We start from the raw sequence: 15,122 nt of genomic DNA on the forward strand, positions 1-15,122 counted from the left end.
CCTATTCGAAATTCCACCACATGCGGTCCCGCATATGACCTCGTGTGCGCATTATTCATTCCCTACCCCCTTTCCCTACCCCCTTTCCCTACCCCCTTTCCCTACCCCCTTTCCCTGCGCCCTGTCCGACCGACTGGGATCCACCCCCGCGGGTCCTGTTCTTGCACTTGGGTTACATGACGCTGGACGACCGCGGCCGAAACCGCACAAGCTCCGTATTGCATATACGTATACATCTACGTATTCTACGTATACAGATACGTACATGGCAGGCTCTTTCTGCTTTTCGAGCTGCGCCAGATCAGCACTACCGCGAGACGGAGATGCCCATGAGTGAATCCCTCCACACCGTCACGACGATGCCTGTGCAGCGTCAGCCCGGCTGCCCCTTCGACCCACCGGCAGAGCTGATCGAGGCCCGCCGGCACGGGCCGATCAGCCACTACACCTTCCCCGGCGGAAAGCCCGGCTGGCTGATCACCGGATATGACCTGACCAAGTCGGTGCTGGCCGACTCACGGTTCAGCTCACGCAAAGAGCTCCTGCTCCACCCGACCATCGACTATTCGGGTTTCGAGACCCCTCCGGCAGCGCCCGGCGAGTTCCTCCTCATGGACGAGCCGCAGCACGGGCGCTACCGGAAACCATTGGCGGGCAAGTTGACCGCACGGCGGATGCGGCTACTCACCGAACGCATCGAGCAGATCACCAGCGACCACCTCGACGCCATGGAGAAGGCCGGGCCGCCGGCAGATCTGGTGACCGCCTTCGCCCGGCCCATCCCCGCCACCATGATCTGCGAACTGCTCGGAGTGCCCTACGAGGACCGGGGACGTTTTCAGCACCACGTCGAATCCTTCCTGAACGGGGAGACCAGCGACGAAGAGCAGATAGCCGCGGTCACCGCGACCTACGACTACCTCACGGAACTGGTGGCCGCCAAACGCGCGAACCCCACCGACGACGTGATCAGCGACCTCACCGGCACCGATCTCACCGATGAAGAACTGCGGGGGATGGCCCTGGTCCTGTTGGCGGCCGGGTTCGACACCACCGCGAACATGCTGGCGCTGGGCACCTTCGCACTGCTGCGCAATCCCGAGCAGCTCGCCGCGCTGCGCGCCGATCCCGCGCTCACCGACCAGGCCGTAGAGGAACTGCTGCGCTACCTGAGTGTCGCAAAGACATTCATGAGAACGGCGCTGGAAGACGTCGAGCTGGGCGGCCGGACGATCGAAGCCGGGCAGGTGGTCATCGCGTCGTACCACACCGCCAACCGCGACCCCGAGCACTTCGCCGACCCCCACACGCTCGATATCCGCAGGCAGTCCGCCGGGCACCTGGCCTTCGGCCACGGCACCCACCTTTGCCTGGGTGCGCAACTCGCCCGCGTCGAGATGCGGGTCGCGTTCCCCGCACTGATCAACAGATTTCCCACACTGCGCCTCGCCGTACCGGCCGAGGAGGTTGCCTTGCGCCCGGAGACCGCGGACATCTACGGGGTGAAAAGCCTCCCCGTCGCCTGGGATGTGTGACCGGGAGGCGAGTGACAGGCCTCGGCTACCGGCAGCGAGCGGCGAGCGCTTCGGCGAAGGCAGGGTGGGCACGGATCGTCATCGCCGAGGCACTGGTGAGCGGGCGCGCCCGCACCGGGCTGTTACCACGCGCGTACAGCGTGAGGGCCACCGCCAGGCCGCCGGGCAGCCAGCCGGGAAAGAAGGCAAGGATCAACGGCATCGACACCGACTGCAGCACACCTGCCTGCGCCGCAAGGAAAAGCACCACCGGGGCGAGAGGTCCGGCGAGTCCGAGACAGTAGGCGATGCCGTGCAGGATTGCCCGCTGCCGCATACACCGTGCACACATCGGCCGGCGACCACTCACCTCACCGACGGTCGACGGCCCCCAGCTGGGGTCGTGGGTCAACCAGCTCTCGAGGAAACTGGACCACCAACTGGTCTCCACCGGGCTGCCGTTGAAGCCCGTGTGCATCCGCATCTCGGTATCGATATGCCGGACCGCGGGCCGGCCGTGCCGGGCACATCGATCCGGTAGCGGCTGGGCGAGTTCCAGGGCGAACCGCGCAGGTGCGCCGATCGCATCGGCGGTACTCCACTCGAATTCACGAAGGACAATCTTCCCTCGTTCGCGGCGCAAAGCGATGGTCGTATCAACCTTCCGCATCGAACGCACTGCAGCCGGCACCGGATTCACTGCAGCCAGCCGCGTCGCTGTCGCTCTTGGAAGTACAGATCGTCCTCATCTGGTTCGTCGGGGGTGACGACCACGTCACGCCAGGACTGTCTCGACTTCTGCGCTGCACCGGCGGGGATATCACGAGCAGACGTGGTCCCCGCCGGAGGGGCCGGGCGCTCCTGTCGAGGTTCCGCGCTCGGCCGAGGTGATTCGGGAGTGTGTGTCGGAAGGTTCTCTCGCAGCACATCGGGCCCGCCTCCTCCACCGACAGATCGACATGCTTCTGCACGTACGCCTGCGCCTGGACGTTTCCATCGGCGAGCGTTGTCAGCTTGGTCGCGAGGTTGTCCAGATGATCCGGCTCCACGGATAACTCTTCCGGCATTACCTCCCCTCCTTCATATCCGGAACCGGCCGGAGCCTATCAGGCGAGATCGCTCCACTGTTCCGTCGGCGAGCAGCCCAAGTAGTACGCACGAAGGTTGAGCGGGGGCCGGTGAGATGGGTAGGGTCGGCGAGGACGCGGGGGGCCGGCCGGTTCCCGTTCGAGGTGAGTCCGGTGTCGGAAGGTTCGTCATGGTCGCTGTTCGGTCGTTGCGGGGGTTGGTGTGCGCGGCGGGGGTGGCGCTGGTGGTTGCGGGGTGCGGGACCGGGGGCGAGGACGCGGCACCCGCGGTGACTACAACGACCGGGTTGCCGATTGCGCCGGAAGCGCCGGCGTCGTTCGATCCGTGCGCTATCCCGCAGGAGATCCTGGCATCGGAGAACCTGGTGCGAGGGATATCGGATGCGAATGTCGATGGCGGCCAAGGCATCAAGTGGCGGGGCTGCCGGTATGTCGCACCGGACAGTTATGCGGTGGGCATCACGACCACCAACCTCACTCTTGGAGTTGTGCGGGACGACGAGAATTTCGTCGTCCGCCAGGAATACACCGTAGACGGCCGGGCGGCGATCGGGGTCACGACCGTCGACGAGCCGAACCCTCGTGGTCGGTGCATCTTCTATGTGGAGATGGCCGGGGGCAGCCTCGAGCTGTCGATGAGCAATCCTGAGTCCCGTAACAAGACCGGCGATCTCGACACCTGCGGCCTCGCGCTGGGTTTGGCGGAAAAGGTCGTCCCATTGATCCCCGATGCGTGAGGCCGCCAAGACTCCGGACCGTCACTGATCACGTAAAACTGAGAAGGAGTAGACAGTGAGCGAGGACCCGCCACCACGCCCGTTGGGGAGCCTTCTGACCCAAGCCCGGGAGGGCAGTTTGTCGGTGAGCCTCGGCCAAGGCGCGCCCGATGAGGTGCGCGCCAACGCCGAGGAGTTCGTCTACATCGAAAGAGACTGCGAAGGCTTCAAACTCCTGATTCAGGAGCTACAGTCGATGGCGGAAGATATCGCAGACCGGGAGCGGTGGGACCTGGGAGAGAAGGACATGGACTCGGCGAGAATTGTCGTCGGGAGATTCCGGTCCAAGGCCAAAGGGGCCGATGACGGCAACGCCATCTTCGAGGTCCTGGAGCAGCACTACCGAATCGTGGAAGACATCCAGGAGCTGCACCGGGTGATCGCGCAGCGGTACATGGAAACCGACGACGCCTTCGCCGCCCGGTACAACGAGTTGATGGCCGGTGCGCCACCGGCGGTCCCGCTGGCGCTGCCCCCTGCCATTCCCATTCCGCCAGGCACAGCCCTGGGCTAGATTTCACAGCCTTGGACCAGCGGCACTCGAACGCAGGCGGTTCAGGCTTTCGGCGCGAGGTTGTCGTCGCTGATCACAGCAGTAAAGGCGTCCCATGCGCCCGGATCGAACACCAGAGCCGGACCGGCCGGGTTCTTCGAATCCCGAACTCCCACCATGCCGCTACGCAGGTGAGCGACCTCGACGCAGTCATTACCGCTGGCACTACGGCTGCTCTTGAACCACGCCGCTCCGGATAGGTCGATGTTCATAGCCGGTACTCCCTCGCCGTCGCCTCCAAGAGGCGCTCTGTGTCTCGATCGTCCAATGCTACTTCCAGAACGGACGCGCGAGCCGCCTGATACTGCTCGATCTCGTTCGGCTTGTCGAGGTACAACCCGCCGGTGAAGCCTTCGACGTACACCACGGGCGGTTCAGTGAGCACCGGGTTCAGGTGATCCGGAAACTCCAGGTACACGAAGTGCTTCGCCGCCATTCCAAGATGCTGCGGAGCGCCGAGGGGTACGACACGGATCGAGATATGTGGCCGTGCACTGAGTTCGACGAGATGGTCCAACTGGTCCGCCATCGCCGCCATCCCTCCGATGGGAGCCCGCAACGCGGATTCATCCAGCACGACCTCCAGAGTGAAGCCGGACGGATCGCTCAGCCTCTCTTGACGTCGACGGAGGAGGTCGATTTCACGTTCGAGATCGATCTTCCTCCCGAGCGGTTCCCCGATCGTCCACATGGCACGCCGGTATCCGGGAGTCTGGAGCAATCCCGGCAAGGTCATCGTCTGCCATGAGAAGACCGTGCGTGCTGCCTGTTCGAGCCCGACAAACATCTCGGCCTCCGGAACCACGGCATCGGCATACGAATGCCACCACCCGTCCTTGCGGGACTCATCTACGAGCCACAAGAGCTCGCGACGATCGTCGGCGCTCGCCTCGTACGTATCGCACAGGGCATTGACCACCATCTTCTTCGTCTCCTTGTTGCGACCGGACTCCAAGCGCCACAGGGTTTGTGCACCCATCTCGCACTTCCGGGCAGCCTTCGCGCGCGTCAACCCGGCGACCTCGCGCATCTCGCGCAGGCGGCGGCCGAGGACTCGGCGGGGCAGCGTGGGTGGGTCCGATTCGATCGACATGACGCGTCGCCTTTCATGTGTGTAACTCGGGTTTATGTCATTCCAGATGGAACGGTCGAGCAGTTCGGAATTACCGATCCATTCGGATCAAATCCGGTATGCGGCTGAATCTTACGGATAGGTTCACAATTTCGGAAGAGGATGATTGACTTCATCGCGTACCGAAAAATATGGAGCTTCCGTGGTGGAAGTTTCCACACATATGTCCGGTGAATCCAGCGGTTGCACGCACCTGACCGCCGGACCGCTACCCCTGTCCATAACCCGAAGTTGCGAGGTGACAATGCAGTTCGGCATCCCGGTGACCGATCACCGACGTGTACCCGTGATGACTGTTCAGTACGCACATGCGGTGATGCAGGATCACCTCGAATGCCTTTCCGCGGACTGTCCGATCAAAAGGCAGGCCAAGGCCCGGCTCATCGAGGAACAACGGATGGTTCCCGGCGATCGGGAATTCTCCGCGTACTGAACTATTCACACGAAGGCTGATTCCGATGAACCAGATCCCGAAAAGGACCCCGGGTGTAATTCCCATTCCGGACGGTCCGAAATGGAACCCCCCGATCACGCTCGATACGCTCCGGCGTATTGCCGATGCCCTGCACTGCAGGCAGCCACGAGACGAGGAGCGCCGACGATGACCGGCGGCTCGGCCGACCGCACCGGCACCGTATCCTTCGCTGCCGTTGCCGCGCGGGCCGGCGACCTCGGCTACGAACTCGTGCGCGGGCAGGACATCCCGGCCGGCTGGATGCTGCTCGACGCCGACGACGGCGCACACCTCCACAGCGCAGCCACACTCACCGAGATAGCGCGGTACCTCGATGCGTGAGAGAACGTGTGCGCACACCGGCCGCCCGCACCGCACCTGCAGCTCGCCCACCGACCGGCACCACACCGGCCGGCGGTATGCACACCGGCACCACGCCGGGCAGTGTACTGGTTCACCACCTGTCCGGCTCGTCCTCGCGGAGCCGGCGCTGGGCGCGGTCTATCCAGTCGGCGAAACCCGAGGCAAAATCGGATTCACCGGCCGGGCGCACCGTGATGTGCTCGCGCGCACGTTTCTCCAGGTAGCGACCGTCGCCGGTGATGTCGTACCACTGGGTCCCGAACCAGGGATCCGGGCGATCCAGAATCGACCCCACCCGCAGAATCGCGATACCGCCGCCATCGGCGGGCCGCCCCGCCAGCGCCCGGTACCGTTCGCCCGGGCTGCGGGCATACCCCCGCTCACGCGGGGTGCCCGGCCCGAGATCGTCGATATGGAAGGTGCCCGCGGATTCCCGGCCGGGTCGGCATGCCGGCAGCAGACCCGCAAGATATTTCGGGAGCTGCCCGGGGGGCATGTGGTGGGCGTGCACGGGACCGGATATGCCGTCGACCGCCGATTGCGCCAGCACCGTCGCCGCATGCGCGGTGCGAGAGCCGACAATCCGGTACTCGCGTACGCGGCCCTGGGCCGTCGCGCTGGACGACCCCAGTATCTCGATCCGCATCTCGCCGTGCGATACGGTGCGCAGCGCGCGCCGGATCAGTTCGTGTTCCTCACGGTCATAGCGGGCGCGCACAGCAGCTGCGTGCGCCAGAAGAGGATTGCGGGTACGGAAGCGGCTCAGATAGCGCAGCGGACGCGGAAACCGGTCGATACCGTCGCTGTACCAGAAGACGGCGAAATCGTCGGGCTCCCAGATCCATTTCGTCATTGTCGGTGTAAACCTCGCGTTCGAGCAGCGGGCGGTGCACCGCCACCCGCGGGCGGGCGGTGCGCGGGCCGGGCGGTGGTGGGTGGTTCAGGTGTCGCGCGATGGTTGCGCGGAAGGCGCATCGCCACCCAGCGTGCCATCCGGAAGTGTCGCCTCCGGCTCACCGAGAAGCTCCCGGGTGTTCTCGGCCGTGATCAGGTAGTCGGGGATTCCGTCGCGCTCGTCGTCCTGGGATTGCCCGCCGCGCCCGGCCGCACCCGGCGACATCATGCCCGGCATTCCGGTACGCGGTGCGCCCGCGGCACCGGTGGGTGTGCCGGTCGCGCCGGGCACACCCGGAGCACCCGGTGCTCTCGGGGCGCCGGGCAGGGTGGCGCCCGGCGCCGGTGGCGCGCCCGGCGCCGGAACCCCACCGGGGGAACCTGGTGCCGGGGAACCAGGGGCGCCGGGTGTCGTAGTGGTGCCGGGGGTGGTGGTGCTGGGGGTCGTGGCGGGAACACCGGCAGTGGTGGTGGACGGCGTCGTGGACGCGGGATCCTGCGGCCCCTCCGCTGTGGTGGCCGGATCGCCCGGGCCGGTGTTCTCCGGCGCGGCGGGCGGCCCTTCGCCGGGCTGTTGCTCCTGAGACGGATCCTCGCCCGCGGGTGCGCCGGGAGTCGGACCTGCCGGATTGTCCCCGGTAGAGGTGCTGCCCGGAACGCCGGGGGCCGGCTGCCCGGCGGGCAGATCGGTATGCACCGGGGCGGTGGGGTTCACCGGTGGGCCGAAAGCCGGGATCAGGCCGTCCACCTGGGTGAACGGTTTGACGAACTCGTCCGACATCACCTGTCGCGCCTGCTCCTCCGCGTCACCGCGGCTGGTGTAATCGACCCCCGGGAGCCACGACCACCCACCACTGTTGAGCAGCGATCTCTCCTCGGGCACCTCGGGCAGCTCGGTCTGGGTGCGCATGATCGCCACCACCGCGTTGTAGACCTGCGTCGCCAGAGCGTTCAATGCCGGCACCAAATCCTCGGCGCGCGTGGCATAGTCACCGATCGCCTGCCGCGACTGTTCCGCTGCCGGCCCGTCCCACGCCGCCGAACTCGACCGCCGTATCCGCGCAGCGAACACCTGCACGCCCTGCTCCCACAACCTGGCGATCTCACCGTACTGATCGGAGGCCATCATGCCGTGCTCCCCCGGGACCAGAGGTCTGAAAGCGTTGTTGATTTCGGTATGCGAGAAACCGCTGGGTTCCTCGGGATCGCCGATCCTCGGGTCCTCGTTCCGAATAGTCATCTGTCCCCTGCTCCCTCCGATCCGACCTGTTCGCCCGGAACCGCCACCATGGGGGCGATGGCTGTCACCTCGTCGCCGCCCGTCCGGGCGGCGAGACCGGCTCCGGCGCACACGACCCACGTGGCGTTCAGGCCGGTGCCCCCGTCATGGCGAACCTTCCGGCACCGAAATCTCTCGAACCCTTTCCCGGCAGGATTCTGCCGGAACCCGGCCGTGCACCCAGTTCGGAACATCGGTACCTACCTGTATTTCTCGGCCCGGATACAGGTGCGATATTCGACCCAGCGTTTCGTCGCACCTCCCGCAGCCGACGTCAGTGCAACCGCGCACAGCATCAGCAAGCAAAGAAAAAGTCCCGACCCTGCTTCGGATCTGGTCACGAAGAGCGCGACAACAGCGGCCACGGTGCCGACACCCCAGCAGATCGCGGTCAGGATACGTCCGGCATGTCTACCCGACAGCAACAGTATCGCCGCACCGTTCCACAAAACCATGAGCAGCAGAAAGATAATGAGTACCACGATCGAAACCGGGCCGCTGGTCGTGCCCGTCACGGTATTCACCAGGCCGCCGACAAATCCGGCCACGAACAGGAGCCCGAGGATCAGCGTGAGGACCCCCGCGGTAACCGCCGTCCCTTTCGGCGGCGGCGGTCCGGACCACTTCCCCGCGGCACCCACTGCCGGATACACGTTCGGTACGGATCCCGGATCGTGTGGAGCAAACGTTCGGTGGGCCGCCTGCGTATCGTGCGGCGTCGCTACAAGCATCCCACGGCCGTTCCGGTCGGCAACCCCCGGATGCTCCAGGCGCGCGACGACGTCGGCCTCGCGTTCGAAGCGGCGGGACAGTTCCGGATCGGTGGAGACCTCACGGTTCAGCAGTTTCAGCGCGACACTGCGGGGCAATCGTGGATGCCGGGCAAGGTAGACGGTCCCCATCCCGCCCCGACCGAGAATGCCCTCGATCCGATACCCGGCGAAGGTCGAATCCACCCCCAGCACTACTGCTCCCCTTCCTGGCCGATCGACCACCGGGACACTACCGCATGCGCCCGACAGCTGATTTCGCATGAGCACAACCGGCGCGCGATCTCCGTGGAACCGGCGCGAGTGAGGTTACTGTGGGCTCACGTGAGCTTCGGCGTCGCGATATCGCCGAATGCCGCGAAGTAAGCGTCGAGTAGAGGGCGCAGTTTCGCGCCCGGCGTGCGGGCCCACTCCTGCCAGGCGAGATCGACAGCCGCGACCCCGGCAGCGGCGAGGGCGTGGGCAGTGCGGTCATCGCAGTGTCGAGCACGGAGCACGTCGACGACGGCAGACTGGTCGCTGCCCCGCTGGGAGGCCAGGTACCCCTTGAGCGCGGGCACGTCGCTGATCATGCGAATGCGCGCTCGCAACAGGTCTCCGCGCGTCTCGGCCGTGCTGACCATCGACTCCGTGGCCGTGCGCATGATTGCCCACACGGTCGTTCCGGGCGCGGCCGCGTCGGCGGCCTCGGCGACGCTCTGAGCGAAGGAGCCGGCGCGCGTGGCGGCGAGGCGTGCGGCGGATACCACCGCGTCCTCCTTCGAGGCGAAGTATCGGAAGAAGGTGGCGCGAGAGACGCCGATGCCGCGTGCGATCTCCGCTGCCGTCACCTCGTCGAAGCCGTGCTCGACGCAGAAGGTGGCAGCGGCATCCGCAAGCTCTCCACGCAGGATCTCACGACTGCGGTCGCGCACACCGTTCGACATGAACCGAAGTCTACATCGTGATACGGTCTCCGCATAATGAGACGCCGTCTCACTCCGCGGAGACTACGAGCAATGAACGGAAGAACCACCGATGACCTCCACCCAGGCCCAGGGCATCCCCCTGGCCTCCGCCGATGACCGCGGCGCGCGCAGATCCGGACGCGCACGCACGACTCGACACGGTTCGGGGGTGACCCTCGCCGTGCTTGCCTTCGCGGGTCTCGGGGCGTCGTTCATGCAAACCATCCTCATACCGATCCAGGGCGAGCTCCCGAAGCTACTGAACACCACCAGCGACAACACGGCATGGGCGATCACAGCGACCTTGGTGGCCGCCGCTGTCTGCACCCCCGTCGCCGGCCGGCTCGGCGACATGTTCGGCAAGCGCCGTATCGTCATGGCACTCCTGCTGCTGCAGGCCGTCGGCGCGATCCTCGCTGCGCTCTCGAACGATGTGGCGACCCTGATCGTCGCGCGGGCCCTGCAGGGGGCGGTAGCCGGCGTCATCCCGCTGGGCATCTCGATCCTTCGCGATGTGCTGCCGCCGCAGCGGCTCGGCTCAGGCATCGCCCTCGTCAGCGCGACCCTCGGCGTCGGCGGCGCGCTCGGCCTGCCGCTCAGCGCGGTCGTGGCCGAGAACCTCGACTGGCACGCGCTGTTCTGGGCGGCAGCCGGAATCGCCGTGCTCGCTTTCATCGCCTGCGCGGTGTTCGTACCCTCGAGCGCACAGCGCTCGCCCGGGCATATCGACATCGTCGGCATCGCCGGACTCACACTCGGACTCGTCGGCGTGCTCATCGCCGTCTCGCGCGGTGGCAATTGGGGCTGGGGAGACGCACGAACCCTGGCCCTGCTGATCGGCGGCACAGTCGTGCTGCTGATCTGGGGCCCGATCGAGCTGCACGTGAAGGACCCGCTCGTCGATCTGCGAGTCAGCGCACGCGGGCCGGTGCTGCTCACCAACCTCGCCTCGGTGGCGATGGGCTTCGCGCTCTTCGCCTCGAACGTGGTGCTTCCGCAGCTGCTCACGCTGCCGCGGGCGAGTGGAATCGGCCTCGGCCGCACGCTCACGATCGCGGCGCTCATCGTCGCCCCCTCAGGCCTGGCGATGATGGTCGTATCGCCCGTCGCAGGCAAGGTCCAGCACCGCTGGGGTGCGAAGCAGCTGCTCATCATCGGTGCCGTGATCCTCGCCTTCGCCTACGGATTGGCGCTGCTCTTCCACGCGGAGGTATGGCACATCCTCGTCGTCAGCGTCGTACTCGGCGTAGGCGTCGGCTTCGGCTACGCGGCCATGCCGGCACTCATCATGCAAGCCGTACCGGCACACGCGACCGGGGCCGCGAACGGGCTCAACGCACTCATGCGCTCACTCGGAACAACGATCGCCGCAGCCGTCACCGGCGCGATCCTCGCTCAGTCCGTCACGACAGTCGGCGGCGTGACAGGGCCGAGCGAGAGCGGCTTCCTCCTCACCCTCGCGCTCGCATTTGCCGCCGCGATAGTCAGCATCATCATCGCGGCGTTCATCCCGAGCACGCGAACCGGTGAGGATGCGATCGAGCGCTCTTGATCGGACAAGCTCGCAGCAACACCTCCAACATGATCGAACGTGGCAAAGACTCGTGCCCCCGACTGATCGGGCTCCTGTCCGACGTCGACCCCGAGGCTGTGAATTCCAGAGCCATCTGATCGTCTCGGCTGACTCTGGAGCACTGCTCGGTTTCCTTCACGCAGTCGGTGTCAGTGTGCGGATTCAGGACCGGGTCGCTCATCGAGAGATGTGAGTGCCGCGCCGCTCGCGGATTCAGCGCGTGCGAGACGCCACCCGAAAACCGGGATACTCGGCAGGCTCGTCGCAGATCCAGCACACGACCGCCCGACGTTGCAGAGGGCTTCTCGGGCGATGCGGCGACTCTCCTCCACGTTGTGTGCAACAAGTCCGCTCAATGGACTGCCGCCGAAGGCAGTGACATGCTTGTCCGCTGTGTAGACCAGGCTCGACACCGCAAGACTCGCCAAGTGCAGGGCGCGCGGAGTGTCCGTCAGGTTCGTGTAGGCGGGCTGATCCCGGCCCGGCCCACCGCGACATGCTCGAGCTCGACGATGTCATGTTGCCGTGCGCCGGTGATGGCCGCGGCCGTGGCACGGTATGCAACGGTGAGCTCGACGGCGAATTCGTCGGTCAGCCGCCTTTGGGCCGCCCCGTGGTGCCCGAGGTGTAGTTGATCGAGATCGTCGATCGCGTTGCTCAATGCTGGATCGAACCGCCGACCTCCACCGGTGGTACGTGACCGGTCGGCGGAAGAGTCCGGGCGAGCGTGAGGCCTATGTCGACGAGCGATGAGCGGCGCAAGCCGGTGACCTCGGGGATCGGCGTCCAGACCGATTCGGCGGTCTCGCCGTCGGGTTCCGGTCGCAGTTCACCGCCGACGATGCGGACGCTGTAGAAAACTCCCACGTTCTGGTGCTCTGTTCCGGCGCGGGCGACGGCCGCGGGGATAACTCTCGAATCGACGCCGAGTAGACGTTCGACGATGCCGTGGCAGCCGGTTTCTTCGGTGAGTTCCCTGGTCACGGCCTCGAATGGGTCCTCGCAATGCTCCACTCTGCCACCGGGAAGAGTCCAGGTGGACTCCCTGTTCCGGGGGCTATGGCAGGCCAGGAGCACCCGTCCATCGGTGATGCACACGGCGTAGGCGGCCAGCCGGAAACTCATATCCGGAATCTACTATCGCGCACATCGGCTGTGAGCTGGGCTGGCGCCTTGCGATTACGGTTCCAGGCTTCCACTGCGGGGACGGGATCCGGAACAGCTCCGGTGCGGCGTGAGCCCGGCGCCGGGTGTGCGCATAGTTGGCCACAGTGCGGCAAAGACTATTGCGCAGCCACACGCCGAGGGCGAGGGGAGGATGATGCCGGTATCCGCAGCTCGACGTTCCGGGCCGGTTCGACGCCCGCGGGATGGTAACGGCGGCACCCCGGGATTGCCCGCCCGGGACCGTGAGCCGAGCGGTGAACAGGCCGGCCATCAGGATTTCGCGGGCGGTTTCCGGGGCACGCCCGGCGGGGGCCGCATGTCTTCGGCAATATATTGCCGAATCATCCAATTGCGAACACCCACTCGAGGCGAACCGAGACAGAATCGGCAATATCTTGCCGATCTGCTGATATTGGACTAGTTTCAAGGCATCATAAATACAAATCGGCAGTATTCTGCCGGTCCGGAGGGCTGGATGAACGAAGCGGAACGTATCGGCGGAGAGATTCGCGCTGCCCGCCGCCGATACCGGCTTACCCAGGAGCAACTGGCGGAGCTGGCGGGGACTTCGACGCGCACGGTCCGCGATATCGAGCACGGCACCGGAGCCACCAGCGTCGGGACGGTGGCCGAGGTCGCCGACGTTTTAGGCCTCACGCTGGGGGTCACCGAATGACGGACCTCGAGCGTCTCCGCACGATCCGTGCTGCGGATATCTACAAGTCCGGCAGACGGGCCGCACAGCTGACCAAGAGTGCGGAAGGGACTGTCGAGTTTCGCTACCTTCCTGAGTATTCGGCCGATTCCGCGCGGCCGATCGCCACCACACTGCCGGTGACCGACGACCCTGTTCGCACATTCGGGGGCAGTCTGCCCGCCTACTTCGCAGGGTTGCTACCTGAAGGACACCGGCTCTCGGTCCTACAGCGCGCGGTGAAAACCGGCCTCGACGACGAGCTCTCCTTGCTGCTCGCGGTGGGTACAGACGCACCGGGCGACGTACAGGTGACACCTCGAGGCGAACCTCTTGTGGAGGCTCCCGCACTCATCGACGGCGAGTCTGCGGCGGATCTGGACTTCGCTGCCCTGGTGGACAAGGTGGATCCACATGCGCTGCCCGGCGTCCAGGAAAAAGCCAGCGCGTCGATGATCAGCACACCTCTCGCAGCCGGTTTCGGGCGGTTCATCCTGAAACTGACGCAGCCCGGATTCCCCTACCTCATCGAGAACGAAGCGGCCCATCTCGTGGCGGCTCGGGCGCTCAAAGTACCGGTCGCGGCCGCTGAATTGATAGCCGACCGGACCGGCACGTCAGGACTGCTCGTACGACGGTTCGATCGTGTCGCACGCGATGGCGTATGGACTCGCCGGGCGTTCGAAGATGCCACGCAGGTATTGGGCGTCCCACCCTCCGAGAAGTACGCCGTAGACGCGATCGAGGTGGTCCGAGCGCTGGCCGGAGTGACGCACGCCCCGCGTGTGGCCGTCAGAAATCTCTACCTGCAGTTCCTGTTCGCTTGGCTGACCGGCAACGGGGATCTACACGGAAAGAATCTCGGCGTACTCGAGGATGAGGACGGGCGGTGGTCGGTCGCGCCGATCTACGATATTCCCTGCACACTCATCTATGACGATGACTCGATGGCCCTGCCTGTCGCCGGGCGAACCCGAAACCTGAAGGCCCGCGACTGGGCGGCATTCGCGGCCGAGATCGGATTGCCGGATCGCGGTGCCGCCTCGGCCCGCGCGGTAGCGCTCCGCGCGGCGGAAACTGTCGATTTCCATGGGCTCCCGTTTTCCGGTTCTCCCCGCCGGCGCGTGGAACGCGAATTACGGTTCCGGCGCAGCGAACTCCTGCGGCTATAGCCGATCGCAAGTGCTCATCGGGGGTCCGCTACCAGCGCAGTGGCCAAGTTGCCGAGTCGGCCGAAGGCGCGGGCAAAGGCGACATGGTCGGTGTAGTCGCGGGATTCGACGATGAGTCCATCGCGTACCCGCACCACGAAGAGGCACGGGATCGAAAAGGGGCGGCCGTGCGCGGAACCGGCGTAGCTGAATTCGTAGATGCCCACCTCCGGATCGGCGGTTTCGTGAACCTGCCCCACCGGTTCGAACCGTTCGACTCCTGTTGTCCGGGTCGGCTCCTCGGCGAAATGGCTGCGTAGCCGGGCACGGGAATGCAACGGTGTTTCGCCGAGTGGCGCGAAGGGGTGCCGGACGTCGGTCTCTCCGGCGTACAGGGTGCGGGCGCCACGAAATTGACACTGGTTTCGACGCTGGCCGGCCCCGGGAGGCTTCGGCGTAGCGCGGCCACCGCATCGAACCGGCTGAAGGTCGCGGTCGGCGAGGTCCTCCGGCAAGCACAGGAGGCTGCTCGGATCAGACCACTTTCGTAGCTGTCGGCCTGGAAAGGGCGCGAGAGTTGCACTCCAGGAACTGTTCTCACGGGCAATCCTCGGCAGCTCGAGCGGGTATCGTCCGTGACGATCTGCCGACCGCTACGGCATTCTCGGCAGCCGCCGACCATGTGTCGTTCGCGCTCGGGCGTCATTTCTGTGTCGGCGCGCTGCTGGCAAAAACGGAGATCGAGGTCGCTGTCGATGCACTACTCG

At 65.8% G+C, this 15,122-nt stretch carries 18 protein-coding genes; 8 read left to right on the top strand and 10 right to left on the bottom strand.

The annotated features are described in order from the left end of the window. Nucleotides 1-329 precede the first annotated feature (329 nt). Nucleotides 330-1,535, top strand: a complete 1,206-nt coding sequence (locus NFL01S_RS15020; RefSeq protein ID WP_062975922.1) for a cytochrome P450 — start codon at nucleotides 330-332, stop codon at nucleotides 1,533-1,535. Nucleotides 1,536-1,560: 25 nt separating this feature from the next. Here NFL01S_RS15020 and NFL01S_RS15025 read toward each other — a convergent pair whose 3' ends face one another. Then, nucleotides 1,561-2,184: a hypothetical protein gene (locus tag NFL01S_RS15025; protein ID WP_062975584.1), complete on the bottom strand. Its 624-nt coding sequence runs from the start codon at nucleotides 2,182-2,184 to the stop codon at nucleotides 1,561-1,563. Nucleotides 2,185-2,772: 588 nt separating this feature from the next. Here NFL01S_RS15025 and NFL01S_RS15030 point away from each other — a divergent pair. Next, nucleotides 2,773-3,339: a DUF3558 domain-containing protein gene (locus tag NFL01S_RS15030; protein WP_063915946.1), complete on the top strand. Its 567-nt coding sequence runs from the start codon at nucleotides 2,773-2,775 to the stop codon at nucleotides 3,337-3,339. 55 nt (nucleotides 3,340-3,394) lie between these two features. Continuing rightward, nucleotides 3,395-3,892, top strand: a complete 498-nt coding sequence (locus NFL01S_RS15035) for a hypothetical protein (RefSeq protein ID WP_062975588.1) — start codon at nucleotides 3,395-3,397, stop codon at nucleotides 3,890-3,892. Between the two features lie 41 nt (nucleotides 3,893-3,933). On the opposite strand, the gene NFL01S_RS15040 is transcribed toward NFL01S_RS15035, so the two are convergent. Continuing rightward, nucleotides 3,934-4,143, bottom strand: a complete 210-nt coding sequence (locus NFL01S_RS15040; RefSeq protein ID WP_062975590.1) for a DUF397 domain-containing protein — start codon at nucleotides 4,141-4,143, stop codon at nucleotides 3,934-3,936. After that, the gene (locus tag NFL01S_RS15045; RefSeq protein WP_062975591.1) at nucleotides 4,140-5,024 is read right to left on the bottom strand and encodes a helix-turn-helix domain-containing protein; all 885 of its coding nucleotides are present in this window, start codon (nucleotides 5,022-5,024) and stop codon (nucleotides 4,140-4,142) included. The genes NFL01S_RS15040 and NFL01S_RS15045 overlap by 4 nt, the downstream gene beginning before the upstream one ends. A 325-nt stretch (nucleotides 5,025-5,349) precedes the next feature. On the opposite strand from NFL01S_RS15045, the gene NFL01S_RS15050 reads away from it, so the two are divergent. Next, nucleotides 5,350-5,496 carry a hypothetical protein gene (locus NFL01S_RS15050; protein WP_245670717.1) on the top strand — a complete coding sequence of 49 codons (147 nt, stop codon included), beginning with the start codon at nucleotides 5,350-5,352 and terminating at the stop codon, nucleotides 5,494-5,496. A 168-nt stretch (nucleotides 5,497-5,664) separates the two neighbouring features. Beyond that, entirely contained in the window at nucleotides 5,665-5,859 is a 195-nt protein-coding gene (locus NFL01S_RS15055) for a hypothetical protein (RefSeq protein WP_062975595.1), read from the top strand. Nucleotides 5,860-5,971: 112 nt separating this feature from the next. Here NFL01S_RS15055 and NFL01S_RS15060 read toward each other — a convergent pair whose 3' ends face one another. From NFL01S_RS15060 to NFL01S_RS15075, 4 genes are all read right to left on the bottom strand, one after another. Then, entirely contained in the window at nucleotides 5,972-6,733 is a 762-nt protein-coding gene (locus NFL01S_RS15060) for an ESX secretion-associated protein EspG (RefSeq protein WP_062975597.1), read from the bottom strand. 87 nt (nucleotides 6,734-6,820) lie between these two features. Next, on the bottom strand, nucleotides 6,821-8,014 hold the full coding sequence (locus NFL01S_RS35440; protein WP_062975599.1) for a hypothetical protein: 1,194 nt from the start codon (nucleotides 8,012-8,014) through the stop codon (nucleotides 6,821-6,823). Between the two features lie 239 nt (nucleotides 8,015-8,253). Then, nucleotides 8,254-9,018 (bottom strand): protein kinase family protein, encoded by a 765-nt coding sequence (locus NFL01S_RS37610; RefSeq protein ID WP_062975601.1) that lies wholly within the window; start codon nucleotides 9,016-9,018, stop codon nucleotides 8,254-8,256. A gap of 125 nt (nucleotides 9,019-9,143) precedes the next feature. Continuing rightward, on the bottom strand, nucleotides 9,144-9,749 hold the full coding sequence (locus NFL01S_RS15075) for a TetR family transcriptional regulator (RefSeq protein ID WP_062975603.1): 606 nt from the start codon (nucleotides 9,747-9,749) through the stop codon (nucleotides 9,144-9,146). 190 nt (nucleotides 9,750-9,939) lie between these two features. On the opposite strand from NFL01S_RS15075, the gene NFL01S_RS15080 reads away from it, so the two are divergent. Further along, complete coding sequence (locus NFL01S_RS15080; protein WP_245670701.1) at nucleotides 9,940-11,322, top strand: MFS transporter; 1,383 nt, start codon at nucleotides 9,940-9,942, stop codon at nucleotides 11,320-11,322. A 472-nt stretch (nucleotides 11,323-11,794) separates the two neighbouring features. Here NFL01S_RS15080 and NFL01S_RS36110 read toward each other — a convergent pair whose 3' ends face one another. Further along, complete coding sequence (locus tag NFL01S_RS36110; protein ID WP_062975606.1) at nucleotides 11,795-12,004, bottom strand: hypothetical protein; 210 nt, start codon at nucleotides 12,002-12,004, stop codon at nucleotides 11,795-11,797. After that, entirely contained in the window at nucleotides 12,001-12,468 is a 468-nt protein-coding gene (locus NFL01S_RS15090; protein WP_062975608.1) for an NUDIX hydrolase, read from the bottom strand. Before NFL01S_RS15090 ends, NFL01S_RS36110 begins: the two co-directional genes overlap by 4 nt. A 517-nt stretch (nucleotides 12,469-12,985) precedes the next feature. Between NFL01S_RS15090 and NFL01S_RS15095 the strand changes: the two genes are divergently transcribed. Beyond that, a complete protein-coding gene (locus NFL01S_RS15095; RefSeq protein WP_062975610.1) occupies nucleotides 12,986-13,186 on the top strand; it encodes a helix-turn-helix domain-containing protein in 201 nt (66 codons plus the stop codon). Next, on the top strand, nucleotides 13,183-14,376 hold the full coding sequence (locus NFL01S_RS15100; protein WP_062975612.1) for a type II toxin-antitoxin system HipA family toxin: 1,194 nt from the start codon (nucleotides 13,183-13,185) through the stop codon (nucleotides 14,374-14,376). The genes NFL01S_RS15095 and NFL01S_RS15100 overlap by 4 nt, the downstream gene beginning before the upstream one ends. Nucleotides 14,377-14,390: 14 nt before the next feature. On the opposite strand, the gene NFL01S_RS35450 is transcribed toward NFL01S_RS15100, so the two are convergent. Beyond that, on the bottom strand, nucleotides 14,391-14,870 hold the full coding sequence (locus NFL01S_RS35450; protein WP_157116547.1) for a nuclear transport factor 2 family protein: 480 nt from the start codon (nucleotides 14,868-14,870) through the stop codon (nucleotides 14,391-14,393). Between the last annotated feature and the right edge of the window lie 252 nt (nucleotides 14,871-15,122).

The sequence above is a fragment of the Nocardia flavorosea NBRC 108225 genome (assembly GCF_001613385.1).
GTDB lineage: Bacteria > Actinomycetota > Actinomycetes > Mycobacteriales > Mycobacteriaceae > Nocardia > Nocardia flavorosea.

Excerpts from the sequence above, each read along its gene's own strand:
- NFL01S_RS15100 (WP_062975612.1), top strand. The coding sequence starts at position 13,183 with ATGACGGACCTCGAGCGTCTCCGCACGATCCGTGCTGCGGATATCTAC.
- NFL01S_RS15075 (WP_062975603.1), bottom strand. The coding sequence starts at position 9,749 with ATGTCGAACGGTGTGCGCGACCGCAGTCGTGAGATCCTGCGTGGAGAG.
- NFL01S_RS35440 (WP_062975599.1), bottom strand. The coding sequence starts at position 8,014 with ATGACTATTCGGAACGAGGACCCGAGGATCGGCGATCCCGAGGAACCC.
- NFL01S_RS15055 (WP_062975595.1), top strand. The coding sequence starts at position 5,665 with ATGACCGGCGGCTCGGCCGACCGCACCGGCACCGTATCCTTCGCTGCC.
- NFL01S_RS15025 (WP_062975584.1), bottom strand. The coding sequence starts at position 2,184 with ATGCGGAAGGTTGATACGACCATCGCTTTGCGCCGCGAACGAGGGAAG.
- NFL01S_RS15020 (WP_062975922.1), top strand. The coding sequence starts at position 330 with ATGAGTGAATCCCTCCACACCGTCACGACGATGCCTGTGCAGCGTCAG.
- NFL01S_RS15045 (WP_062975591.1), bottom strand. The coding sequence starts at position 5,024 with ATGTCGATCGAATCGGACCCACCCACGCTGCCCCGCCGAGTCCTCGGC.
- NFL01S_RS15095 (WP_062975610.1), top strand. The coding sequence starts at position 12,986 with ATGAACGAAGCGGAACGTATCGGCGGAGAGATTCGCGCTGCCCGCCGC.
- NFL01S_RS15060 (WP_062975597.1), bottom strand. The coding sequence starts at position 6,733 with ATGACGAAATGGATCTGGGAGCCCGACGATTTCGCCGTCTTCTGGTAC.
- NFL01S_RS15040 (WP_062975590.1), bottom strand. The coding sequence starts at position 4,143 with ATGAACATCGACCTATCCGGAGCGGCGTGGTTCAAGAGCAGCCGTAGT.
- NFL01S_RS15030 (WP_063915946.1), top strand. The coding sequence starts at position 2,773 with ATGGTCGCTGTTCGGTCGTTGCGGGGGTTGGTGTGCGCGGCGGGGGTG.
- NFL01S_RS15090 (WP_062975608.1), bottom strand. The coding sequence starts at position 12,468 with ATGAGTTTCCGGCTGGCCGCCTACGCCGTGTGCATCACCGATGGACGG.